Raw genomic sequence first — 23,347 nt, forward strand, 5'->3', positions numbered from 1 at the left:
GCTTCTAACGCGCGCCGCGCGCGTCTGCTGGCGGCGCAAAGGCGCTAGATGGGAAGGCGATCCGGGCGATGAGGCCATTCGGCTCGCGTTGGCGCAGCTCGATCTGCCCTTGATGAGCTTCGACAATTTCTTTGACGATAGAGAGCCCGAGGCCCACGCTTCCCGATCGGGACGAGCGCGAGGCGTCGAGTCGAACGAAAGGTTGGAGAACATCCTCGATACGATGCATGGGCACGCCGGGGCCGTCGTCGGCGACATCGATGACGACGCGGTCGCTCTCGACCGATGCGGAAACAATGACCCGGCCGCCGAAATGAAGGCCGTTGTCGATCAAATTGGTCACGGCGCGGTGGATCGCATTCGGCCGACAAAAGAAGGGAATTCCTTCGCGGCCTTCATATTGAATATTCGCTCCGGTCTCTTCGAATTCGTCGCATAGAGTCGAAAGGAGCGCGCCCAGATCGAGCCATTCCTTTTCTTCCTCGTGGAAGGCGCCGCTGAGAAACGAGACGGCGGATGTCACCATCGAATGCATCAAATCGATGTCACGCAGAAGCTTGGCTGTGACGTTCTCCGCCTGTCCCGCTTGAAGCTGCAGGCGCATGCGCGTGAGCGGTGTCCTGAGGTCGTGGCTCACCGCCGCGAGCACGCGCGTGCGTTCGCGTAGCGACCGCGTGATGCGCTCCTGCATGAGATTGAACGCCCGCGCCACACGTCTTATCTCGATCGGCCCTTCTTCGTCGATCGACTCCATGACGATGTCGCGACCGAAAGCGTCCGCCTTGTGCGCCAGTCGACGCAAGGGGCCGGTTACTCGCCACACCGCCCAGCCGGACATTGCCGCCACGGCCACGCAGAGGAATGAGAGGGCGCTCATGAGCGGAAGGGTCAATTTAAAAAACTGGTCGGCTTTCGGATCGCCGGTCAGAACCTCGAGCATTCTCCCCTCCAACGGCAGCAAAACTTGAATATCTGTCGCCGGAACGTCGGAGCCGCAGGATCGAACCGTGAATGTCCCCATGACGTCGCCGAATTTCGATTGCAGAGCCGATCGAAGCTTCTGCGCGTCTTGGCCGAGGCCATCGCAGGGCCGCGGCGTTTGCGTCATCTCGATGGAGAAGTCGCTTCGTCGGGCGCCTGCGGCGATAGCGGCGCGCGCATCGTCCGGCGCGCTGCGCATCGTCTCGACGAAAGTGGCGATGCGATAAGCGGTCGGCCATGGCCATGGCGGCGGCGGCGGCGTCGGATCGAAGATCGAGAGCAGAAGGATAAAGAGAAGGATGGTCGTCGCCGAGGACAAGGCGATGATGGAAGCGATCTGGCCGAGCGTCGTCGCAAAGAAGCGCCGCATCATTCGATCGAAACCTCGGGCTGAAAGGCGTAGCCGTCCGTGCGAATGGTGCGGATGACCTCGACGACCGAATCATCATGCGCCAGCTTGCGCCTCAGGCGACTTACAAGAAGATCGACGGATCGCGGCGCTATGGCGAAACCCTCGCCACGCGAAAGATTGATCAGCTCTTCTCGTGAAAGGACGCGGGACGCGTTCTTGCAGAAAACCAGCAGCAGATCGGCTTCGGCGCCGGTCAGAGGCACGCGCAATCCTGCGGGAGAGCGCAGAAAACGCCGCTGCGGATAGAAAGCGAAGCCCGAAAAGCGCAGAACGAATTCCGCGCCCACAGCGCGAGGCCCTTCGGCGCTCAACGAAGGTCGCCGGAGCACGGCGCGAATTCGTGCGAGCAGCTCGCGAAGATCGAAGGGCTTGCTGACATAATCGTCAGCCCCGAGCTCCAAGCCGACGACTTTGTCCACCGGCTCGTTGAGCGCAGTCAGCATAATGATGCGCGGCCCCTCCGTCGACCTCAGACTACGGCAGAGCTCAAATCCATCCATGCCGGGAAGCATGACGTCGAGGAGCACGAGATCCACATCGCCGCCCGACAGAATTGGTTTTGCTTTCTCCGCACTGTCGCACACCGAGGCGACGAAGCCCTTCTCTTCGAGAAAGGCTTTCAGCAGATCGCGTATGTCGAGGTCGTCTTCGACGATGAGTATGTGGCTTTTGTTCAACGGTTCATTGCACTCCTGGAATCATGCGTCCTCGAGGAGCCGCCGCATCGGGATAGGCGCTATTTCATCGAACGGCAATGCTCCAGCATGTGTCGATTATGACACATTGCTTTAAGATATAAAAATGACGTTCGCTTGATTGAGACCTGCGGCTGCTCGGCTTCTTACGTCGCCGATGACGAGAGTCGCAGCGACGTGCGGAGAGGCCACGTCGGCTTCAATGTAGAAGGCGCTTCGATGTCGGCCAATCGTCGGGTCGGACGCATGCCGGAAAAGCCCAAAGAAGACCTCTGGAACGACGTCACAAAAATATTGGTAATGGCTGGGAAAGGGGGTGGACATTTCATGAGGATCGGGCGGCCAGCGCCGCGCTCCAAATTTCGCGCGCAGCGGCTCTAAATTTGCTCAGCGCGAATCGCCCCTTCCTCGTGCGATGCACGAGGCGGCAAAATTCGCGCGGCCCGTCGCGCCGCCGCCGGGGACGCGGTCGTTCGCCCCGGAGCGTCGCGGCGGCGTCGCACGAGCGCCGAATACGCGCTAATCGAATTTCTTCGCGCCCAGCGTGTACCAAAATCCGCCGACGGCCGCCGGGGACACGAACAAGAGCCTCAGATTGTCGGGCGCCGATTGGAACAACGCCACGGCTTCGGCGCAGGAGCTTCGGAGCGCGGGACATTTCGTCTCCACTCCGGCGCTCTTGTCGCACGCCTCCAGATGAATAGTCTCGCCGGGCACAGAGCACTTCAGGATGACGATTTTCGCGGCGCCGGAAGGCGTGTCGGCTATGCCGCTCGAAGAAAGAAGACATAGGAGGCCGAGCGCGGCCAAGCCGCGCATACCGATACGAACACCAATCATTTTTGCCCTCTGGCGCGAAATTCGGGACGCGACGCCGCCCCGGCGGGCAGCTTAGAAAAGTGTCGCGACGTCGACAACGGCTTTTTTGTCCGACCCTGCGGCGACACGACCGGTGATTTGCGCCTCGCGCTTTAGCCGCTATCTTGCCGCCGGTCTCACGAGAAATGGGCGCGGTCGCATGTGGCGAGATCGACTTGACGCATTCTGGGATGGACGACGCGGCTTCGCCATTCTCTTTTGCGATGACGAGGAGAGCGGCGCGCCGACCCTGCGGCCGGATATAATCGTTCTTTCGGCGCCCGATCCCGAATTCGCCGGCGCGACGCTGCTCGACCGGCTCGACGCGCGGCGGCTTCGCGGCGGTTATTGCGTGCTCGAGCTGCCGCCAGATCATTCGCATGTCAGCCTGCGCGCGCCGGACGGCGCGGAGCTGCGCGTCGCGCTGCGGGGCGCCGACGCCCCCTTCGCCGGCGGCGAGATGCGTCTGCTGCTCATCGACGCGCCGGAGACGGCGGGCGACGAGCCGGCGTCCTTCCGCGCCGTCTCGGCTCCGGCGCGCGGCGACGTCGAGCGCGCCACCCGCGGGCCGATCGCCCGCTCCGGCGCGCGGCTCGTCTGGGCGCTCCGTGAGCGCCGTCACGTCGAGCGGCGCGACGGCGTCGCCGCTCTGCTGCAGCTCTGGGCCGCGCAGCGCGTCTTTCCCGCGCAACAGAGCCGCATCGTGCTCGAGGCGCTGGAGCAGCAGACCGTCCGCGGCGCGCCGGCGCTGAAGGCGCCTTTCGCCATAATGGAGAATTGGCTGCGCGAGAACGGGGCGCCCTGCCCCGCCTTGCGCCTGCGCTGTCCGGGCGCCTTCGACCGCGACGTCTCGCTGCTCGCACGCACCAGCGTCGTGCTGGCGATGCATCAGCGACAACGTTTGCGGGAATGGGCGCACGAGCAGCGCGCCGCGGGCGAGCCCATAATAGAGCCGCTCGATTTCGCCGACATTCGCCGCGCGGTGGGCGCCGCGGATGAGCGTCCCGAGGCGGTGGAATCCGACCAGAGCATCGTCGTCCACAATCTCGCGAGCATTCTCGCCGCCGGCGACGGCGCCGCCTTCGACGGCGTGTCGGCGACGCGATGGGCGGAAGACGGCGAAAGGGGCCTGGTGCTCGATCTGCACTTCTTCGGCGCCTCGCTCGGCGACGACATCGGAATCGTCGGCGCCGCCGCCGACGCCTGCGATCTGGGCGTCGTTCCAGACGATCCCGGCGGCGCCGCCTTCGCGCGCCTGTTCCGCGTCGAGAGCGACGGGCCGCGGCCGCGACGGGTGGCGGAGGAGGACCGCCTCCTGGACGAGATCCTGCGCCTCGCCGCGGATCGAGAGCAAGACGCCGGCCTCGCCCGCGCGCCGTCCGAGCGAAGGACCAACGCCGAGGGCCGTCGCGAGGGTTTCGTCTCCGGCATGAACGCCGCGCTCGCCGCGGCCGCCTATCCAGGCCGGCTCCACGCCGCGCGGCAATGGGACATGCTTGAGCCGATCGCGATGGCGGCCTTCGCCCGTCTCTGCGCCGAGGCCGACGCGGAAGGGCGGGCGACCGTCTCGCGCCTCGGCGGCTATGACGCCTATCGGGCCGATCCGTCGCTGATGGAGGCCTGCGTGCGCGCTCCGCGGCTCGCGCGGGCGAGCGACGAAGCCGGCTTCCGCGCCTATTGCGGCGGCGCGCGGGCGTTGCCGCCGCGTTTCCTCGCTTTGTGCCGCGCGAGCGGCCTGATGGCGGCGGCGGTCGGCGCGGCGGCGCAGAGCCGCCTTCTCGAATTGTTGCTCGCGCATCCCGCTGTCGCCGCTCACGCCATGGAGACGCGCATCGAGCTCGACGACGCGCGCGATCTGGAGCGCGTCGACGAGATCGCCTTGCTGCTGCGCGACGAGGCGATGGTGGAGCGAGCGGCGATCTATTGCGACGATCTGCAACTCGACGAGGAGGCGCGCCGACTGCGCGACTATGTCATTCGCCGCCGCGCCGGCGAATGGACGCAATTGGCCGAGGCGCAACGCCTCGCAGTGGTCGTCGACGAGGCCGACGCCTATCGGCGCCGGCTCGACCTGGAGCGCGCGGCTCCGATCGAGACGGAGCCGCGCGCCGTCGCGGCGGCGCCGAAATCCGACGGCATCCTCGCCACAATGCGGAATTTCCTGCGTTTCGGCGGCGCCAGGGGGCCGGGAGGCTGAAACAGTCGGAATCGAGCCTATGACGCAGAAGCTCACATTATGCCTGGTCGGACCGCGCGGCGGCGGCAAATCCGCCGCGCTCGCGACCTTCACCGACTGCATCGTGCAGAACGCCCATGGCTATCCGGCCGAACTGCGGCCAGCGGCGCAGTCCATCACGCGCGCCGCCTTCCACGGGCTCGATTCCGAAGCGTCGCGGCTCGATATTCTCGATGCCGGCGCCGACGAGTATCAGCGGCTGCGTCGCGATTTCGCCGAAGGCGGCGCGCCGACCGACGCGACGCGCCTGCACGAATATTTCTTCCGCATGACGCTGAACGGCGAGGCGTCGCCGCCGCTCGCCGAGCGAATGCCGGCTCTGGTCAGGATCATCGACGCGGCGGGCGCCGCCTCCATCGCCGACGAAACGGCGCCGCCAGAGGCTCCGCGCGAGCTGCGAGACGATTTCGTCAAGAGGCTCGCCGAGGCGGACGCCATCATCCTCGTGCTGCCGATGACGCGCTTCGAGGACAGCGGCTGGGTCGGCAATCTCGCCCGCCTCGTCGAGCGGCTGGCCTTCGCCGCCGATTGCCGCGCCAAACGCGTCGTCGTCGCCTTCTCGCATTATGAGCGGCTGTTCGTCCGGCTCGGCCCCAGCGCCTTCACCTACGCCTGCGATCCCGCCGTAGCGCTCCATGTGCTGCGTGGCGCGCTGCGCGCCTCGTCATGGAGCGACGGCCTGCGCGCGCTGGAGGCCTCCGGGCGCACGGCGGTGCGCTTCACCGTGTTCTCGGCCCATGGATTCGTGAAGGGCTTTCAGAACCCGAACATCGATCCGCACATTCGCGGCGACCAGCGCTTCCGCCGCGCCGGCGTGGACGGAAGACGCGGCTTCAACGAATTCTGGCGGCCCTTTCTGACCGCTGATCCGTTTCTCTACGCGGCCTTGGATCTCGAGAACGCCTTCATGTTCTCCTTCGCGCAGATCGACGCATCGACGCTCGCCGGACGTTCGCCTTCGATACGAAATTCAACCCCCTCGTCCTGATGCGCTTTTTGCGGCGCGCAAAACGCCTCGAAGGAGACGCGCGGCGAGAGTTTCGCTCGGGGCAGAAGCGTCTATTCGGCGGCCGCTTCCTCGCTCTCGGCATCGACGGACGAGGCGGCGCGCAGCGTCAGATAGCGGTCGAGCGCGCTGCGCCGGCGGCGCCAGTAGCCACGCGCCGATCCGTCCCCGGCGCCGAGCTCGGCGGTGAGCGCGGCGACCTCCGCCGCGACGGAGCCGCGCGACGCGCGCTTCAGCGCGAGCGAGAGCTTCGCCTCCACCTCGGCCAGCGTGCGATTATCGAGCAGGTAGACGCCCTTGCGGTCGAGGCTCGCCACTCCCTCCCGCACCAGCCGGTTCAGCAGGCCGACGATATTGCTGCGCACGTCGATCGGCAGATCGGCGATCTCGGCCGCGTCGAAGGCGCTGCGGCCGCCCGGGCGCGGCCGCGAGAGCCGCAGCAGCGCCTTCATCAGGCGTAGATCCGCGGCCTCGCCGTCGCTGTCCGCGACATCGAGCGCGGGCAGAGCCGGCGCCGGCGCGCGCGACTGCGAATCGCGCGCCTTGAAGATTTCCGACAGCAGCTTCATCACGAACATGAAGGCGTCCTGCGCCACGGCCACGCCGATCGCCATGGTCGCGTCCGGCGTGAGGCCGACGAAGGCCTCGCGCGCCAGCTCGAAGCGATTGCGCTGCATGCTGTGCGTGCGCAGGAAGATGTCGCTGCGCTCGAGATAGCTTCGTACCTCCGCTTCCGTGAGACCGGCCGCCTTGGCCATCACGATGCAATCGTCGACGATCTTCTTGGCGTCCTCGAAGCCGCCGGCGGCGGAGGCCGTGTCGGCGTCGGCCGCGTTGCGGATGCGCGTGGCGATGGCGCTCATCTCGCCGCGAATCTCGCCGTCGAGCGAGCATTTGCGCTCGAATGTGGCGCGGCCGGCGATCGTCTCGTCCCGCGTCGTGAGCCGGTCGCGCGTCTCGACGCTCGCGGGCTCGCAATCGAATTCGGCGGCGACGCCGCCGTGCTTGACGCCCGCGGCCCGCATGGCCTCGACGATCGCCTCGCAGGCCGGCTTGGCCTCGCGAATCCGCGCCCAGCTCGGATCGGCGCGAATGAGATCGCGCGCGAGGGCGAGGCGGCGCGCGGCGCTCGCGATATCGGCGGGCTCCTCCCCCGCCACAGCGGCGGCGGCGTGCGCGGAGGGCGCGCTCTCCGCCTTCTGCCGCAGCGTGACGATCTGCGCCGCGAGCATGTCGCGCTGCCGGATCGCCTCGTCGCGACGACCGGTCGGCGCCGCGAGCGTGTCCTGTATCGTCTGAATGCGCTTGCGCGCCGCATTGGCCTTGCCGCGATGCGACTCGCAATTTGCGCCGCAGGCGGCGCCGAGCCCGTCGAGGCCCTTCGACGCGTCGACGGCGAGCTGGTCCTCCTGGCGCGCCGTCGAGGTGAGCGCGACGATCTCGTCCTGCTTGGCGCGGATGATCGGCTCGAGGTCGGCGGCGGCATGCTCGAGCGCAGCGAGCCTTTCGCGCGTCTCCGCCAATTGCCGCGCCGCCGCCTGCGCCTCCTCGATCTCGGAGGCGCGCTTGCGGGCGAGCTCGGAGGCCGCGCGCCGGCGCTCCTCGCGACCTTTCTCCAGCCCGTCGCGCAGGCGCGCCGCAGCGTCATTGGCCGCCTGCAGCGCAGCCTCGAGCGAATCCTGATAGGCGCGCATGCCCGCCGTCGCATTGAGGCGCGCCGTCTCAGCGTCGTAATCGGCCGCCGCGGCCTCGGCGGCCGGCAGCAGCACGTCGGCGGCGAGCGCCATGGGCTGCAGCTCGGCCACCATCTTCTTCGACGAGAGCCGGAATATGTTCGTGTAGTAGTAGGTGAAGGAGAAGAAGGCCGAGATGGAGAAGACGAAGAGATAGACGATCGCCGTGACGCTCGTCTTGACGAGCATTCGCTCGCCGAAGATCTGCCGCCGCGCGATCAGCGCGCCGAGATCGGCGCCGAGCGACCAGCTCGTCGCGGCCAGCATGACGAGTATGGCCGATGTGCCGATGATCGCGCCGACGACGCCGACGAGGTCGCTCGACTCGCGGCGCATGATGTCGATCATGCCGCTCGATGTGGTGAAGAACACCCAGCAGAATACTGGAACGACGACGATGGCGGCGACGCGGCCTATGTCGATCGACGGCGGAGCGGCGAAAAGCGGGCGAATGCGCGCGAACGCACGGAGCAGCGGCTTCTGCCGCTCTTCCGTCGCGAGCGCGGTTTCATCTGGCTCAGGCGCCGCCTCGACGACGGCGTCCGGTCGAATCGAATTGACGTCGGCCATGCCCGGCTCCCTCGCGCGCTCCGCATCTGCATCGAAGCCAAACTTAGCATAGAGCCGGGAATGCTTGAACGCGCCGGCGCGCCCTCGTCGTTCGACGCTGTTTCCGCGCCCATTTCGGGCGCGCGGGATGGTCCTGGGCGCGGCGTCGCCGCTCGTCGATGTCCGAGCAGCATGGCCGACAGCGGATCGCCCATGAGCAGCCGGAGCGCAAGACCGCCGATCACATACTCGGATAGCGATGCGCGGGGGCGACGCGCGACAACTCCAGGGACGCGAGGAGCGGATGAAACCAGCCGCTGCCGAGCGAGCGATGGCGAGGCGAGCCGGCAGCCGAGCGTGGGCCGCGCCGAGCGCATCGTGAGATGCGCGCCGGCCAGATCGACGGCGGGTAGAGGTGTGTGAATTTCGCGGAACGCGCCTCTGGAAGGACAAGCGTGCGGCCATTTCGCCGTATTGCGAGCCCATGCGACCCGATACGCGGCGTCAGATCGCCGTCGATGTTTCGGCGCTGGACCGCGGCCGCGCGGCCCGCGAGACGAGAGGCGCCTGCTTCCAAAAGCGCAATGCGCTGAGACCTTCCGGGACGATCAGCGACAAATAGGCGACGAAAGGCGAATCGATATAAAGTCCGAGCGCGACGAGCGGCAAGGCGACGAACCAAAACACTGAGCTATCCGTTTTCGCCACCGCCCCGAACGACCCTCGAGCCTGCAAGACGGCTCTGAGGATCGACGTCATGTAGCGCAGCGGTATCGATGCAGCCAGAATTTCGACCAAGGTCGTCCACCAAGGACCATGCTGACCATATAATCGCCCAAGCGCGTCGGCTCCGGCCATGAGCAAGATCGCAACGCCCACGGCGAAGGGAGCGCCCTTCAGCGAGATCGTTCTGATCGAATCTATGAGGCGTTCGTCAGTGAGCCCTGCAAGGCGAAATGCGAGAAAGCGCATCAAAGTGACGAGCGGCGTGAAAACGATCAACATCAATGTCTGACCCGCGGCGAAGCAATTCAGCCTCCCGACGTGATAATTGCCGAGTCCGGGCGCCGCGAACATGGCGAGGCATGCGAGCATAGCGAGATGCATGGCGACGCCCCGCTCGGACTCCCAGAGCGCCGCTTTGCCGAAGCGACGCGCCCATGAGGCGCCCGGCAAGGTACGCCAATCGACGCCATGCCGCGATAGAGCCCAAACTCCCCAGATCGACGAGCCGACGCAGATGACGGCCCCTATCTGGAAGCAGCTGGAAAACCCCAGTCCGAAAATCTCCATGGCCAAAAAATTGCCGATGGCTTTGGCGGCGAACTCCCACAGCTTCCATTTCACGACGCCAGAGCCTTGGTCGAGCGCATGGAGCATGAAGGCCGAAGTGCTGCTGACGAAGCGGAACGGCGCGGCGAACGAATACCAGAGTACTCCGTCGCAGATCAGTCCAGCGATCGCATCGTCATCGACGAGCAGCCTCGCAAATCGGGGATAGCTCGCCGAGCCGAACGCCGCGCAGCACAGGCCTGCAAACAGCGAGAGCCATAGGATCGCGCCGATGACGCGCGGACTTGCGCCGCTTCGCCGCGCCTCGCCGATCGCGGTCGAAGCGACGGCGCCCAGCGCGCTCAGCAAGATCACATCGACGACGACCAGACGTGTCGTCATCGCATAAGCGCCCGGCGCGCCGCCGCCCAAATGGCCGACCATTATCACATCGGCTTGCTGTGCGAGCTGCCCCGCCACGATCACGAGAAGCAGGGGCCAATAGCCTCGCCAAAAGCCCTTGTCGCTCTCGATCATAGAGGTATGGGCCGCCATCCCGGGAAATGATCGAGCTCGTAGCCCGGCGTCCGAAAACATCCAAAATTGTCTTCGGGCGCCGGAAGCTCGCATTCGAACTCGACCTGTTCGACTTCGATGAAGCGCGTCTCTATGCTGCTGAGCTTCCAGCCGGCGACAGCCTTCGTCGGTCCGATCAGACGGCTCGCGATGACGATCCCGCAATAATCGAGATCACGGTCGCGTCCCGACCACCGCGACGCGGCCGCGGCCATGAGCTTCAGAGCGAGGTCTGCTCCCACGCGTTCACGAAACTCCGATTGCAGCAGCCATTCCGCGGCCCAAATATGATAGGCCCAATCGAATGTGAGGTTCTTCTCCTGCGCCCATTGCATGAACGGCAGGAAAATCGCGCGCCCGTCAGGGCCCGAAAGCTCCAACAATTGCGGAACGGCGTCGAACAGCACATGCCAATAGGCCCGATAGCTGATGTCGAGACGAACATGACTTCGTGACTCTCGCGCGAACGCGTCGAGCCGGGAAGGGTTCATCATGTCTTGATAGAGATCGGCGTCGATTCTAGCCGGCGCAGGCGACAAGAGACTCATTGGTCGTGTCCTCGGCGTGGGGGAATATCTCGCGCAAACGTTCGAGATCGATCGCGATCGAGTCATATTCGATCTCGAAATCGCGCTCATATGTGATCGTCGAGCCCGGCTTGTCGAATGCCGCGCGCATGGAGCGAAGGAACTCCAACGTGTCCGGCGCCATTTCCCTATCATGCGAATCGACGATGACTCGCGGGTCCAGAAACGAAGGCCCATATCCCGCGACATGAAAATGTCGCGTCGACGAGATGACATCGTTCCAAGCGTCCAGCGGCGCGCCGCAATTGTGTCGGGCGACCACCGCATTGGAGGCGTCGAAGAGGATCCCCGCTCCAGTTTCTCGGCAGAGCCTTCGAAAAAACTCGGGCTGCTCCCATCCGCCGTCCATGATGGATGGATAGTTTTCGAGATGGAGCTGGACGCCGAGCATATCCTGCCATTGCTCCACGCGATTCCGAACGGGGGCGTATTGGGCGTAATCGATTTCGCCGAGATAGAAGAGATTCCGTCCGTTCGGCGCAAAGCGCAGCAGATGGTCGGACACGTATGCCGGCTGAAGCGCATCGATGAGAATACGGATCTGCTTGGCGAGCTTCTCGAGCGTCTCTCTGTCATTCTCGAGAAACTTCGACAGCATGATATGGAACCCGACCGGACACTCGAACGCGTCCGCCAGCTCTTTGACCGGAACATTCAAGAAATTGTCGATGAGCAGCTCGCAATAGTCGATTTGCCGCTCTCTGAGCATGCGCCGAACCATGTCCAGCGTGCCGTTCAAGGTGAAGTTGAATCCGATTTGCATCTGGAAAGCTTTCGACGATGTCCGCATGGAAGCTGGAAAGCCGTCCCCGGCCGTATGAACCGGGGACGGCGCTGCCGAATAAAATCAGCAGGTGCCGCACCACGGCGGGTTGCACGCGCACATGGCCTGAACGCGGCCGATCACGGGGAGGATTTCCTTCTTGACGACTTTGATGGTCATTGCTTTCTCCATTCGGCGTTTGATCTGTCGCCACGCCGTCGCAACCGGCGACGTGACGACTCGCTCTTCCGCAACGCCCCAGCGGAAGACGATTCCGTGTCGCGTTTCGCTCTTTATGTCGAAAGAGATTCGCGGCTCTCGACGGGCGACAGTGATGCGAGCGCTTCGAGGAGCGCATCGTTTTCCGACGGCGTCCCGACAGTGATGCGCAAATGCTTTCCGATCCGAGAGGTCGGAGGAAACGCTTTGACGAAGATGCGAAATCTCTCTCTCAATTCCTCCGCGACGCTCGCGCCAGTCCGCGGCGTCGCGCAAAAGAGGAAATTGCCTTCCGAGCGAAAAGGAGAAAAGCCCGGCATCCTCGCCAGTTCCTCGCGCAAGCGCTCACGCTCGCGCTTCACCTGGTCGATGAGCGGTTGGAACAGAGCGGTTTCTTCGAGAAAGATTCGCGCGACGCATGCGGTCATCGCATTCACGCGGTAAGGGAGCGAGGCTCGTTCCAATTCGTCAATGAGCGGCTCCGATGCGACGAGATATCCCAATCGGCACCCCGCGAGTCCGATCTTCGAAAATGATTGCGCGACGATTACATTGTGGCGATCGATCGCATCCGTCGCATAGGAGACGTCGGCATAGGCGGAATATGCTTCGTCCAGGCACAGCAGGTCGCTCGTGGACACCGCGAGCCGCTCGAATATGGCGCGATCCAGGGCGCGGCCGGTCGGATTATTGGGATTGCCGACATAAAATATTTTTGCGCCGTCCACCGCCGTCATTTTGTCGACGACCTCCGTCGACAAGGCAAATGCGTCGTCGAGCGGAACAGTGACGAAGCCTTTGTCGTTGAGCGCGGCGAAATGCCCGTAGAGCGGGAATGTCGGCGTCGGAACGACCACCGCTTCGAACGGGCCCCCGAAGGCACGACAAACAAGATCGAGCATTTCCGTCGAGCCGACGCCGAGAAGAATATTTTTGGCCCGCACGCCGATATTCGCAGCGATCGCGGCCTCGAGCGCATCGATCTCCATCGCATCTGGATAGCGTCGAAAGTCGATCGTCGAAATCTCTCGCGCGACACGCGCCAGGAATTCGTCCGGGAGAGGAAAACGCATCTCATTGGCGTCGAGACAAAGGCCGTCGCCCCGCGGAATCGCGCCGTACATCGGCGTCGCTCCCAAGCGTTTCTTGGCTTGCGGCCGGGGCATCGCAGAGGGCGCTGTTTGCGCGAGAACATCGATCAGGACCGACAAGGCGCGTCTCCTGTTCTACCGATGGTGAAAGCTATCGTGGCCATGCCTGGGCTCGCTCTGTGTGCTTCATCGAGACATGGGACGATGGCGCCTCGCGCATCTGCGAGTCATTCACGAAACATGTCGGATCATTCACTCGTCATGAGAGACGCACCGATGCGATCGAAACCGACATGGGCGAAAAAAAAATTTCTCGTGATACCGAAAAATTCGCTCGATCGATCTATGTCGCGGCGATCGACTAGAAAGAGACATACGTCGACGCCGGAACTTATGCGCGAACCTCGAACGAACGCCCGCTCGAGCCGCAGATGTGGAAGCGAACGGCCTCACAGCAGTGACGCCGTTCGTCATGTTTCTTATCGGGCGGTCGTGTCGGGGAGGCTCAGCTCCAGCGCTTTCGACAATCGTGCGCGATGCGCCTCGATCTTATCGCTTTCGGAGCGAGGAATTTGCGGAAATGCGAGCGCCTGCGCGCAAGCATCGGTCGCGGCGGCGATCGATGTCGGCGAATTCGGCTTTTTGAAGCACCTGCGCCAGCTCTCGATATATCTCGCCATGCCCGGATCGAAGGGTTTCGCCGATCCGGCGCGATGCGCATCCGCGTCGGCGCCCTCGTCATTTTCGCAGACTGTTTCGATGATCTTGCAGGGACCTTTCGCACGGCATTCGGCGTCGGCTTTGTCTCGTGCATGAGCGAGGCTGTCGCCGAGCGCCGCTACGTAGCGAGATCCGTCGAGACTCGCCGCGACGGCGGCGCAGCCGTCGTGAAACGACTGCGCGACCGTGCAGGCGCTTCTCTCGCCGCCGCAGACATAAACGGCGAATCGCGCGGCCCCGTGCGGGTCTGAAAAGCCGCGCGCGGAGCCCGTCAGCCATTCCCCATTGTCGCGTCGCCCGAGCGCGAGAGCCGACTCCGCCCGAGAGCCCGAAGAGGCTCCCGATATGAGCAAAATCCACGTCGATAGGACGTATGCGGCGCCGCGCCCGAGGCGCATTCTCTTCGGCCTGTGGGCGTGAGCGTGAAATAGTGAGATTGGTTCAGTCATGAACGAGCTCGATTTTCGATGAGTCGGCGAATGCGCGCGCCTGCCGAAAAGTCATGCAGGATTCGACGATTGAAACGCCATGCTATCGCGTAAATCGCCACGGGCTTTGGTCAAATGCCTTTCCACCGTTCGTGTCGATACGCCGCAACGGTCGGCGATTTCGATGTTGGTGGCGCCGTCGACCACTTTCAAGAGGATGATCTGCTTGCGCAATGGCGACAGCTGTTCGAATGTCGAGGAATAGTCGTGAGGCTCGGCGACATTCGGCGTGTCGGAATGAACGGATTCGTCGAAGGGCGTCGCGGCGTCGGTAAAGGCGGAGCGGAGCTTTCGCCGCCTGTGCATGTCGGTGACGAGATTGGCGGTGATGCGATATAGATAGGCGCGCGGACAGGTTAGCTTTTCGGCTCCTTCCTTCACCAGTCGCAGATAGGCCTCCTGAACGATGTCTTCAGATTCTTCCCAACCGAGTCGACGGCTGGCGAATTGACGTAATCTGGGCGCATAGTCCCGGTAGAGCTGTTGGACCGACTTCTCCTTCGCTGTCATGCGCATCTCCATAGCTTCGCTCGGAAGTGGTGAAACAGGCGTTCTGTGGGCTCTAGCGTCTATGGCGCGATCGATCGCCTCCTTCGCCGCCGAGCTTCTTCATGGATTCGCCCGACGACCGAATATGAGAATGGCTTCGGTTCAAAGCGATCTGATTCATCGGCACGACCAAGACGGTGGGGGCGATCGACGCATCCGCGAGCGCGATCCGGCACATGAGTCCGAACCCTTCGCAGCGTCGAAGAACTTCGATCGCCGTGGGGCGGGGCAAGCGCCGGTCATCGACCAAACGGCTACGCGAGAACGGTAATAGCGCGGGGCGGCCCTGCGCCGCGAAAGGCGATTCACGTCGCAGGCGAGCGACGAGCTCTCTTTCTCTTTGCATGCCAATCCGCCTCGAATGAGATTGCGAGAAGCTAAAAAGGCGGGAGCGACGTCGCGACAAATCAATCGCTCTTCACCGAATGGAAGAGGCGTTGAAATTTGGGTCGGGTCCGCTCGTCGTCTCGGACGTGAGCTGCTTCGGCTTTCCCGGGTCGCCTGGTCAGTTGTCCATCGGCGGCGTCCGTCGCCACGCTTGGTTAGAGGCGGCTTCGCTCGGAGCGCGCTGGATGTGCCGCGTCATGCGGTGTCGATGCGACGAGCGCGCCAAGCCAAAGCGGTCGCGCTCGCGCCTATGACGCGCGTTCGATGTGATGTCGGCGCGGCGAATGTGGCCGTTCGAGCGCCGAGACAATTTATATGTGACAGAGCGCTTTGCGCCCTCATTTCCTTCGAAAATCGCAATAGCCGCATTTTGTTTCCTCTGACGATCGGTTTCAGTCGCCTCGCTTTCATCGATGCAATAGTAGGCGTCGTCGCGTGAGGCGCGCGCCCGCTAGATGAGGCCTTCCGCTCGAGGCGGAAGGCGTCCGCTTTTCCCGTTCAGAACTCCCATCGGAGCGAGCCGAGGAAGCTGCGCGGCGTTCCCGTTTGAATCGTCGTCCTGCTGCTCGCCGTAGGATAATAGATGGCGTCGGTTATGTTCTTGACGTTGAGTTGCGCGGTCACCTTGTAGCCCGCGATCTCGGTCGTATAGGCAACCATGCCATTGAGCAGCGCATAGCTCGGCAGGATCAATGTGTTGGCGTTATCGCCAAAGGAATCGTCGACGACGGTGACGCCGGCTCCGAGGCTCAGACCGCGCAATTCGCCATCGGCTGCATATTTGACCCAGAGGTTGCCGTAGTTGCGCGGGCTGCCGGGCAGCTTATAGCCGGCGACCGCGAGTTGCGTCGTCATCAGCGTGGCCGGATTATAGGTCAGCGCGCCTTGCATCGTGCGCACATCGTCATGCGTGTAATTGGCGATGACGCTCCAATTGTCGTCGATGCGGCCCATGAGATCGAATTCGACGCCGCGGCTGCGCGCTTTTCCGATGACCAGCGAATTGCTCGCATTGGTGGGGTCCGGCGTCGGAATATTCGTCTTTGTGATGTCGAAATAGGCGAGCGTCGCCGTCAGCCGACCGTCGAGGAGCTCCGCTTTGACTCCGCCTTCGAACTGCTCCCCTTTTTGCGGCGGAAGCGCCACTCCGAGGCTGGTCGTATTGTTCAAGCCGAAGGAACGCGTGAAATTGCCGTAGAGCGAGAGCCATGGCGTCGGCTGATAGACGAGGCCGACTCTGGGGCTGAACGCCTTATTATAGACCGTGGTGTAGGAAGCGAGAGCGCCGGCGAGCGAGGTGACGGTCTTATTGCTGCCCGTTTCCGCCCAATCATAGCGCCCGCCCAGCAGCACATGAACCGAGTCGTCGAAGAAGGAGACCATGTCCTGCGCATAGACGCCGGTCCAGCGTTGATCCTGCGTGATATATTGTGGGGCGGCGAAGGGATTGTCGAGCGTCCAATAATTGGGAGCATAGATGTTTATCGAGCTCGTCGCTGCGAATATATTCGTGTACATCGGCATATGAGTGCTGAGATAGTCATAGCCGACGAGGGTCGAATGCGATAGCGGACCCGTCTCGAACTTGCCTTTGAGGTCCAAATTGGTCGCGAAGTCGAATTCGTGGAATCCGCCGCCGAGCGTGGAGTTCGTCAATGTGCGCGTGAGAACGCCGGTCGCTTGATTGATGGTCGAGCCGAGCGCGTTGATCTGGCTGTCGTCGAATGTCGAATAGCTCATCCGATTGGTGAGGCTCCAACCGGGGAAGAAATCATAGGTCCAGTCATAGGCGACGCGCTTCTTGTCGTATTCGTGCGGAGAGGTCGTCGTCAAAAGCGGAGTCTGAAGATAGCGCGAGATCGGTATCGGCGCAGGATAGGAGCCGATCGCCGGCAGCACGGGATAGTCGTCGACCCAAGTGCGATGCTGATATTCGAAATCTATGTTCATCCGAAATTGCTCGGTCGGATGAAAGCTCAGCGTCGGCGCCAGAAAAATATTCTGGTCCTTCACGAAATCCCGATAGGAATAAGTGTGGTAGAATTCGCCGTTGATCCGATATCCGAATACATTGTCCGGCGTCAGCGGACCGGTGGCGTCGACCGTCGTTCGGGTAAGTCCATAAGAGCCGTTCTGCTGCTGAACGGAATAATAAGGCGTCTCCAACGGGCGCTTCACCACGAGATCGATAAGGCCGCCGGGCTCCACGCGGCCATAGAGAATCGCCGCCGGACCTTTCAGCACCTCGACCGATTGCAGATTGGCGGTGTCGAGATAGCGCATTCGGTATTCCATCAGGCCGTTCTTATAAGCGTTGCCATTGCTGGAAAATCCACGAATTTTATAAGATTCGGAAAAGCCCGGAGTCGTTTGCACGGAGCTGACATTGGTGACGATCGCGTCCTTGACGCTGATCGCTTGCTGATCGTCCATCAGCTGCCGCGTCACCACCTGAACAGCGACCGGCGTTTTCAGCAGCGGCATGTCCATCTTCATGGCGCTGGACGCGTTTTCGGCCTTATATCCGGTCATGCGATCGCCGGGGCCCTGGGGAGCGCCGCCAACGCGACGACCCGCGCGATCGGCGTTCGATTCGTGTCCGATATCGATCGTCGGCAGCGGCGTCGCGCCCTCCGGGCTCGCGTCATTGCGCACTTCGGTCGCCTGGGCGAGAACGATCACCACGGATTTTCCGTTGGGCGACAGCTCATATTTCAAGCCGGTTCCAGACAGAACTTCCGACAGCGCTTCGGCGAGGCTGTGCTGGCCGGTCAATCCTCTGGTCCGATGGGAGCGGGTGAGGCGCGAATCATAGACGATGCGCACGCCGCTCGCATCGGCGACGCTGTTCAACGCGGTCGACATGGGGCCGGCCGGAATATCGTAGCTGCGGACGATCTCGGAGATTTCCTGCTGCGACATCTGCGCATGCGCTTCGGCGCGATCCGCGTTCGAGCCGAACGCGATGGCGCTCATCACGGACGCGATCGCCGTGGCGCTCATCATCCCACCCTTCGCCGACTTGCTTCCATTGGGAATCCGATCCGACATCGATTTGGTTCCGTCCCGTCTCCTAGCGGCAGGCACAGCGCCTCCCACTCTGACAAGGACGAAGCTCTCCTCCTCCAGGGAGGTCGACGAGTTAAAAAATTCTCCTTTCTCTTTGCCGCGAGCGCGACGCGGTAGCCGAGGCCGCCGCCTTCGCCCGACGGCGAAGACGGCCCGCTATACAACAAGACGAACGGCGGCCGTGATAGGGGACGCGGCCGCGCGGAAAAAGGCATGGTCGAGCGCAGCTGGTCCGCGCGCCGGTTGTGGTGCAAATGGATCCTCGACTTTGCGGAAAGCCGAGATGAGAGCCTGCCCGGCCCTCGTCCGGGGAGGTCGAAGAGCACAACTTTCTTCTTTTTATCCCGTGAGCACGACGAGATAGCCGAGATCGAGAGCGCGAAGGCCGAGGGCCTTCTCGATCGCGGAAATCGCAGCCATTGGCTCCGCCGCATCGAACACGCCGCTCACACGCCTCTCGCGGATCGAGGGATCGAGAATCAAAATATATCCGCGCAGATAATGTCCGAGGACGGAGACAACCTCGGTGAGCGGCCTGTCGTCGAAAATCAGCTTTCCGCGCCGCCATGCGGTCACATGGTCGACCTGCACCCGATATGGATCAACCGCGGCGGCGCCCGGCCCAAAAGCGCTCTGTTCGCCTTCATCGACGATGATCGCCGGGCCGCCCGCCATGACGCGCACGCGATGCTGCGCGACTGTGACCTCGGTTCGCTCGCCTGTGGTCGAAATGTCGAAACTGGTGCCGAGAGCCGTCACCGAGCCGCGGGCGACCAGAACAGAGAAAGGCCTACCGGCGTCCGGCGCGACCTCGAACCATGCCTGCCCCTTCAGGAGCGTCACATTCCTCTTGCCTTCGTCGAAATCCAGCGAGATGGCGGAGCGAGGGCCGAGTTCGATCCGAGAGCCATCCGCGAGCGGGACCATCCGCGTCTCCGCGACGCCGGTGCTGGCCTGCGCCCGTAGCATGATCCAGGCGTCGTCGAAGAAGACATAGGACAGCAGCGCGAAAGCGAGCCCCACGAGGCCGGCGGCGACGCGAGCATGCGGCGTCCGGCGCGGCGGGGCCACCTCGAACTCGTCGATGAATGGCCGGAGGCCTTCGAGATCGCCCCAGATACGGCAAACCTTTTCGAATGCTTCGCGGTTCGACGGGTCACATGTCAGCCAAAGGACGAACGCCTCGCGCTCCTGCGGCGTCGGGGCTCGGCAATCGAGGCGCGTCCACCATTCGATGGCCGCTCGACGACGGCTCGATCGATCAAAAAGAGCGTCGTCATCCTCCATACGTCGCGCCAATCTGCCTCTTATCGGGCGTCACCGCCGCCACTGATCCCTTACTGTAAGAGGACGTATGTCGACAGTCGCAAGGAGCTTGCCTCGCGGAAAAATTTTAGTCGAGCGCCGCATGGCACCGCTCTAGCGCCAATCGTAGATGTTTGAGGACCATGTTTCGGGAAATGCCCAATCTATGAGCAATCTCGTCCGGCGAGAGATCATGGAAGCGGCGCAAGATGAACACCTCCTGGCACTTGGGGGGTAGACCGGTCAACGCAGCGTAGTACAAGCGGACGCTTTCCTTCGCCTCGCAAATCTGTGATGGATCGAGCCCAGCCTCGGCGATCTCAGTCGGAATATCGCCCGGCGCGACGTGCTTGGCCATGCTCTTGCGGTGGCGGGATAAGTCGCGTGCGAGATTGATCGCCGTTGTTCGCAGATAGGCGTCCTCGTCGACGATCGGCTCGATCTCCCGACGGCGCATAAGTCGCATAAAAGTCTCTTGTAGAAGATCAAAAGCATCTTCGTGGCCCACGCGCCGCGTCAGGCAGCCGAGAAGATCGCGCTTGTTGCGCTCGAAGAGTTCGCCGATCAAACGGCCTTTGGTCTTGGACATGGGCGGGCTTCCGCTGGAGCCTCGAATTCGCGATGACAGCGAAGCGAGAGGCCGCCACGAGCGGTTCCCGCCTCCAACGATCTCCCCGCTCTAGATCAGGGAGACTCGCGTTCAGGACAGAGACGGCGGAGCGCGAGCGAGGTGAGAATTTGCCCAAGGTTCGAGGCTGCGGTCGAAATCGTCGACCGCGGCGAGGGGGACGCCGGTCGAGGCTGGACGGGTGAAAAAATCGCCAACAACTGCGAGGAATGAAAGCAGAGTGGGCGGATCGCCCCGTCCACCGGCCCCGCAGAGAAGGCAGCACTGATCGGTCGTGTGGCGTTCATCAATAGGTGCGCCTCGATCCGACTCTGAGCCGATTCTGCAAATCTCATAATTTGCCGCCGCGACTGAGGCGGAGGCATGAAATCGAAACGCGGCAGCGGTACGTGCAGAGAAAATAATTCCCTGCAACGCGACCAAGCAAATCAAAGCGCCAAAGAGGGCGCTCGCTGCTCCTTTCCGCTGAGATCCCCAATCCGCCATGAGCGATTTGTAAGCTCGGTCTCCGGCGTCGGTCAAGGCTCTGGGACATCTAGCGCTTGTCCAGGCGGTAGTGAGGGGCGCGGTGGAATGAGACGAGGCTCCTCGATCTGGACGAATTCGCCCACGCGCCACATAGCGGCGCAGGCGTCGTGGAAATGCGCGCGAAGAACGAAGGCTTCGGCGACGGGACTGGAGCGAAGCCGCTCGTCGAAACGTGCGAGGGCGTCCGGGCCCGCTCTCGAAGGGCGTTTGGAGGCGCTCTAATGAAACCGAGCCGGGAAGATCTAACCGCATTCTAATTCCGTGCGAACCAAGATATTTTTCAAGTTATTTCTAGTTTAGCTTGAATGATAGAAGGTGCCTTTTTCTCCTTCGCGGCTTGGATCGAAAAGCGCCGCCGCGGCCGCCGAAAGCGAGCCTCGGAACGGCTCTGGAGACGAGCTTTCGGCCAGCAAATCGACGAAAAGGCGTGTTTTTCCGGCCTTTCTCCTGCTTTCCCCCGGGTGGGGTCGGTGGATTTCGGCCTTCGGCTGCGTTTTCAAACGACCGATTTGTAGTCACGTGCAATTATGTATTTGCCTATTGCGCTGGAGCTTGTATGTCGATAGAAACTCGAATCATCGACACGTTTCCGGCATTTGTCGATCTCATCGACATCTCGGGAGCAATCTGTCGATCGACAGAGGTTTCTTCGACATGTCGTTCGACCCTGCACGCCCTTACAATGACCTTCCAGCTCTGCCGCCGAGCCAGGACGTCGAGACCAAGGCCATTCTCAAGGCCTGCGTCGGCGCCCGCTCCGCGCTGGCCGAGCTCAAGATTTCGGGCCGGCTGATCCCAAACCCGTCGGTTCTGATCAATTCGATTCCCCTCCTCGAAGCGCAAGCAAGCTCCGAGATCGAAAACATCGTCACGACCACGGACCGGCTATTCCGCTTCGCCAACCGGCCAGAAGCTGGCGTCGACCCCGCGACCAAGGAGGCGCTCCGCTATCGCACGGCGCTTTATCAGGGCTTCGAGAGTCTGAAAGATCGCCCGCTTTCGACGCGGAACGCCATCGAGATATGTCGGACCATCAAAGGAGTGGATCTCGATATCCGCGCAACCCCGGGCACGGCGTTGCTGAACGAGGCGACGGGCCGAGTGGTTTACACGCCGCCCGAGGGAGCCGAATTGCTGCGCGATAAACTCGCCGATTGGGAACGCTACATCCACGCGGACGACAGCGTCGATCCGCTGATCCGGCTCGCCATCATGCATTATCAGTTCGAAGCGATCCATCCGTTCACAGACGGCAACGGTCGCACGGGCCGAGTTCTCAATCTGCTGTTCCTCGTCGAACAAGGACTGCTCGACATTCCCGTCCTGTATTTGAGCCGCTATATCATTGATAATAAAAAGTCATACTACGATGGCCTGCTCGCGGTCACGACGGATGACGCGTGGGAGCCATGGATCTTGTTCATGCTCGCCGCCATACGCGAAACCGCGACGTGGTCGACCGCAAAAATCTGGGCGATCCGCAACCTGCTCGATGTGACGGCCGAACAAATCCGGCGCGGCTTGCCGAAAATCTATTCTCGCGAATTGGCCGAGATCATATTCGTCAATCCCTATTGCCGAATCGCCGATCTGGTCGGCGCGGGCATCGCCAAGCGCCAATCCGCTTCCGTTTATCTGAAAGCCCTCGCGTCCCTCGAGCTTCTTCAAGAGATTGAAGCAGGCAGAGAGAAAATTTACACGAACCCCTCCCTGCTGACGCTTCTTTCCGACCGCGGCGGATCGGACGTCGTCTCCCGATGACGGATTCGAACGTCAGGGGCCGGCTTATCGGCTATGCTCGCGTCTCGACCGAGGAGCAGGTCACCGACGCGCAGACCGATGTGCTGAAGGCGGCCGGCTGCGTCGAGATTTTTCGTGAGCATATGTCGGGGGCGAAAGCCTCACGGCCGGAACTCGCCAAGGCTCTTTCGCGCGTGCGACGCGGCGATGTGCTGGTCGTCGCACGGCTCGACCGTTTGGCCCGCTCGCTGTCGCATCTCCTGGCCGTGATCGCCGAGCTCGACGCCAAGGGCGCGCATTTCAAATCGCTCGCCGATCCCATCGACACCACGACCCCGCAAGGCCGGTTCGCCCTGCAGGTTCTCGGCGCCGTAGCGGAATTGGAGCGCGCCCTGATCCGGGAGCGCACCAAGGACGGCCTGCGCGCCGCCAAGAAGCGCGGCCGCATCGGCGGCAATCCAAAGCTCCGCGCCGGGCGACCGCGACGCCATCCAGCGCATCGTCGACGCCAAGGCGGCGAATTATTTCGAGCGCGTCAACCGAACGGCCGAACATTGGCTGCCGGTCGTCCGGCAAATGCGCCCCGGATCACCGCTGGCAGGACGTCGTGCGCGTGCTCAACGCCAAGCGCGATGCCGCTTCAGGCGCTCCCCTGCCCCAATGGACCGTCGAGAGCCTGAAGCGCGCCGTCAAATGCTTCGTCGCCGAGGGCTTGATCGAGCCCCGCCTCCTCCATCAAGCCGCCAGCCGAAAAGTCAGCAGCGAACGCCTGGTCACGCTCGTCGCCGGGATCAAGCGGGCCAATCCCGATCTGACGCTCGCGCAGATCGGCGCGCAGCTCGAGGCTATGTATGAGCGCACGCCGCGCGGCGGAACCCGCTGGGCGCCCTCCTCCGTCAAAAGCCTACTCGATCGCGCCGAAAAGCTCCGATTGCTCGACGCCGAAACGCTGTGA

Annotated in this window: 17 protein-coding genes and 2 pseudogenes; 4 read left to right on the forward strand and 15 right to left on the reverse strand. The window is 62.9% G+C overall.

Annotated features, from left to right (window positions below; genetic code table 11):
- Window positions 1-4: 4 nt before the first annotated feature.
- The 3 genes from METLW4_RS0121325 to METLW4_RS0121340 all read right to left on the reverse strand — a co-directional run bounded on the left by METLW4_RS0121325 (window position 5) and on the right by METLW4_RS0121340 (window position 2,928).
- Window positions 5-1,354 (reverse strand): ATP-binding protein, encoded by a 1,350-nt coding sequence (locus tag METLW4_RS0121325; protein WP_018268266.1) that lies wholly within the window; start codon window positions 1,352-1,354, stop codon window positions 5-7.
- Complete coding sequence (locus tag METLW4_RS0121330; RefSeq protein WP_018268267.1) at window positions 1,351-2,070, reverse strand: response regulator transcription factor; 720 nt, start codon at window positions 2,068-2,070, stop codon at window positions 1,351-1,353. The genes METLW4_RS0121325 and METLW4_RS0121330 overlap by 4 nt, the downstream gene beginning before the upstream one ends.
- Window positions 2,071-2,607: 537 nt before the next feature.
- Window positions 2,608-2,928 carry a hypothetical protein gene (locus tag METLW4_RS0121340; protein WP_157235560.1) on the reverse strand — a complete coding sequence of 107 codons (321 nt, stop codon included), beginning with the start codon at window positions 2,926-2,928 and terminating at the stop codon, window positions 2,608-2,610.
- Between the two features lie 178 nt (window positions 2,929-3,106).
- Between METLW4_RS0121340 and METLW4_RS0121345 the strand changes: the two genes are divergently transcribed.
- Both METLW4_RS0121345 and METLW4_RS0121350 read left to right on the forward strand, forming a co-directional pair.
- Window positions 3,107-5,143: a hypothetical protein gene (locus tag METLW4_RS0121345; RefSeq protein WP_018268270.1), complete on the forward strand. Its 2,037-nt coding sequence runs from the start codon at window positions 3,107-3,109 to the stop codon at window positions 5,141-5,143.
- Window positions 5,144-5,162: 19 nt separating this feature from the next.
- Window positions 5,163-6,170, forward strand: a complete 1,008-nt coding sequence (locus METLW4_RS0121350) for a hypothetical protein (protein ID WP_018268271.1) — start codon at window positions 5,163-5,165, stop codon at window positions 6,168-6,170.
- Between the two features lie 71 nt (window positions 6,171-6,241).
- Here the strand turns inward: METLW4_RS0121350 and METLW4_RS0121355 are convergent, their stop codons facing one another.
- From METLW4_RS0121355 to METLW4_RS0121415, 12 genes and pseudogenes are all read right to left on the reverse strand, one after another.
- Complete coding sequence (locus tag METLW4_RS0121355; protein ID WP_018268272.1) at window positions 6,242-8,491, reverse strand: hypothetical protein; 2,250 nt, start codon at window positions 8,489-8,491, stop codon at window positions 6,242-6,244.
- 483 nt (window positions 8,492-8,974) lie between these two features.
- Entirely contained in the window at window positions 8,975-10,279 is a 1,305-nt protein-coding gene (mbnM, locus tag METLW4_RS0121360; protein ID WP_018268273.1) for a hypothetical protein, read from the reverse strand.
- Complete coding sequence (mbnC, locus tag METLW4_RS0121365) at window positions 10,276-10,866, reverse strand: methanobactin biosynthesis protein MbnC (RefSeq protein WP_018268274.1); 591 nt, start codon at window positions 10,864-10,866, stop codon at window positions 10,276-10,278. The genes mbnM and mbnC overlap by 4 nt, the downstream gene beginning before the upstream one ends.
- Complete coding sequence (gene mbnB / locus METLW4_RS0121370) at window positions 10,838-11,668, reverse strand: methanobactin biosynthesis protein MbnB (RefSeq protein ID WP_018268275.1); 831 nt, start codon at window positions 11,666-11,668, stop codon at window positions 10,838-10,840. Before mbnB ends, mbnC begins: the two co-directional genes overlap by 29 nt.
- Before the next feature lie 84 nt (window positions 11,669-11,752).
- Complete coding sequence (gene mbnA / locus METLW4_RS28040; RefSeq protein WP_157235562.1) at window positions 11,753-11,848, reverse strand: methanobactin; 96 nt, start codon at window positions 11,846-11,848, stop codon at window positions 11,753-11,755.
- 113 nt (window positions 11,849-11,961) lie between these two features.
- A complete protein-coding gene (locus METLW4_RS0121375) occupies window positions 11,962-13,011 on the reverse strand; it encodes a pyridoxal phosphate-dependent aminotransferase (RefSeq protein ID WP_018268276.1) in 1,050 nt (349 codons plus the stop codon).
- Between the two features lie 446 nt (window positions 13,012-13,457).
- Complete coding sequence (locus tag METLW4_RS28930; protein ID WP_083919351.1) at window positions 13,458-14,147, reverse strand: DUF4189 domain-containing protein; 690 nt, start codon at window positions 14,145-14,147, stop codon at window positions 13,458-13,460.
- Window positions 14,148-14,198: 51 nt separating this feature from the next.
- The gene (locus METLW4_RS26715) at window positions 14,199-14,696 is read right to left on the reverse strand and encodes an RNA polymerase sigma factor (protein ID WP_157235566.1); all 498 of its coding nucleotides are present in this window, start codon (window positions 14,694-14,696) and stop codon (window positions 14,199-14,201) included.
- A 924-nt stretch (window positions 14,697-15,620) separates the two neighbouring features.
- Window positions 15,621-18,125 carry a TonB-dependent siderophore receptor gene (locus METLW4_RS0121405; protein WP_026191709.1) on the reverse strand — a complete coding sequence of 835 codons (2,505 nt, stop codon included), beginning with the start codon at window positions 18,123-18,125 and terminating at the stop codon, window positions 15,621-15,623.
- Between the two features lie 405 nt (window positions 18,126-18,530).
- On the reverse strand, window positions 18,531-19,262 hold the full coding sequence (locus tag METLW4_RS0121410; protein ID WP_245258547.1) for a FecR family protein: 732 nt from the start codon (window positions 19,260-19,262) through the stop codon (window positions 18,531-18,533).
- Window positions 19,263-19,322: 60 nt separating this feature from the next.
- A pseudogene (locus tag METLW4_RS28625) lies at window positions 19,323-19,478 on the reverse strand (FecR/PupR family sigma factor regulator); the annotation flags it as partial.
- 106 nt (window positions 19,479-19,584) lie between these two features.
- Complete coding sequence (locus METLW4_RS0121415) at window positions 19,585-20,085, reverse strand: RNA polymerase sigma factor (protein ID WP_018268284.1); 501 nt, start codon at window positions 20,083-20,085, stop codon at window positions 19,585-19,587.
- A 1,221-nt stretch (window positions 20,086-21,306) separates the two neighbouring features.
- On the opposite strand from METLW4_RS0121415, the gene fic reads away from it, so the two are divergent.
- A complete protein-coding gene (gene fic / locus METLW4_RS0121420; RefSeq protein WP_018268285.1) occupies window positions 21,307-22,413 on the forward strand; it encodes a protein adenylyltransferase Fic in 1,107 nt (368 codons plus the stop codon).
- A pseudogene (locus METLW4_RS25715) lies at window positions 22,410-23,347 on the forward strand (recombinase family protein). Before fic ends, METLW4_RS25715 begins: the two are co-directional and overlap by 4 nt.

It is taken from the genome of Methylosinus sp. LW4 (assembly GCF_000379125.1).
In the GTDB taxonomy this organism is placed as follows: Bacteria; Pseudomonadota; Alphaproteobacteria; order Rhizobiales; family Beijerinckiaceae; genus Methylosinus.

What these genes read in the sequence shown, in the direction of transcription:
- METLW4_RS0121325 (WP_018268266.1), bottom strand. Translation starts at nt 1,354, where the DNA reads ATGATGCGGCGCTTCTTTGCGACGACGCTCGGCCAGATCGCTTCCATC.
- METLW4_RS0121340 (WP_157235560.1), bottom strand. Translation starts at nt 2,928, where the DNA reads ATGATTGGTGTTCGTATCGGTATGCGCGGCTTGGCCGCGCTCGGCCTC.
- METLW4_RS0121345 (WP_018268270.1), top strand. Translation starts at nt 3,107, where the DNA reads ATGTGGCGAGATCGACTTGACGCATTCTGGGATGGACGACGCGGCTTC.
- METLW4_RS0121350 (WP_018268271.1), top strand. Translation starts at nt 5,163, where the DNA reads ATGACGCAGAAGCTCACATTATGCCTGGTCGGACCGCGCGGCGGCGGC.
- METLW4_RS0121355 (WP_018268272.1), bottom strand. Translation starts at nt 8,491, where the DNA reads ATGGCCGACGTCAATTCGATTCGACCGGACGCCGTCGTCGAGGCGGCG.
- mbnM (WP_018268273.1), bottom strand. Translation starts at nt 10,279, where the DNA reads ATGATCGAGAGCGACAAGGGCTTTTGGCGAGGCTATTGGCCCCTGCTT.
- mbnC (WP_018268274.1), bottom strand. Translation starts at nt 10,866, where the DNA reads ATGAGTCTCTTGTCGCCTGCGCCGGCTAGAATCGACGCCGATCTCTAT.
- mbnB (WP_018268275.1), bottom strand. Translation starts at nt 11,668, where the DNA reads ATGCAAATCGGATTCAACTTCACCTTGAACGGCACGCTGGACATGGTT.
- mbnA (WP_157235562.1), bottom strand. Translation starts at nt 11,848, where the DNA reads ATGACCATCAAAGTCGTCAAGAAGGAAATCCTCCCCGTGATCGGCCGC.
- METLW4_RS0121375 (WP_018268276.1), bottom strand. Translation starts at nt 13,011, where the DNA reads ATGTACGGCGCGATTCCGCGGGGCGACGGCCTTTGTCTCGACGCCAAT.
- METLW4_RS28930 (WP_083919351.1), bottom strand. Translation starts at nt 14,147, where the DNA reads ATGACTGAACCAATCTCACTATTTCACGCTCACGCCCACAGGCCGAAG.
- METLW4_RS26715 (WP_157235566.1), bottom strand. Translation starts at nt 14,696, where the DNA reads ATGACAGCGAAGGAGAAGTCGGTCCAACAGCTCTACCGGGACTATGCG.
- METLW4_RS0121405 (WP_026191709.1), bottom strand. Translation starts at nt 18,125, where the DNA reads ATGAGCGCCACGGCGATCGCGTCCGTGATGAGCGCCATCGCGTTCGGC.
- METLW4_RS0121415 (WP_018268284.1), bottom strand. Translation starts at nt 20,085, where the DNA reads ATGTCCAAGACCAAAGGCCGTTTGATCGGCGAACTCTTCGAGCGCAAC.
- fic (WP_018268285.1), top strand. Translation starts at nt 21,307, where the DNA reads ATGTCGTTCGACCCTGCACGCCCTTACAATGACCTTCCAGCTCTGCCG.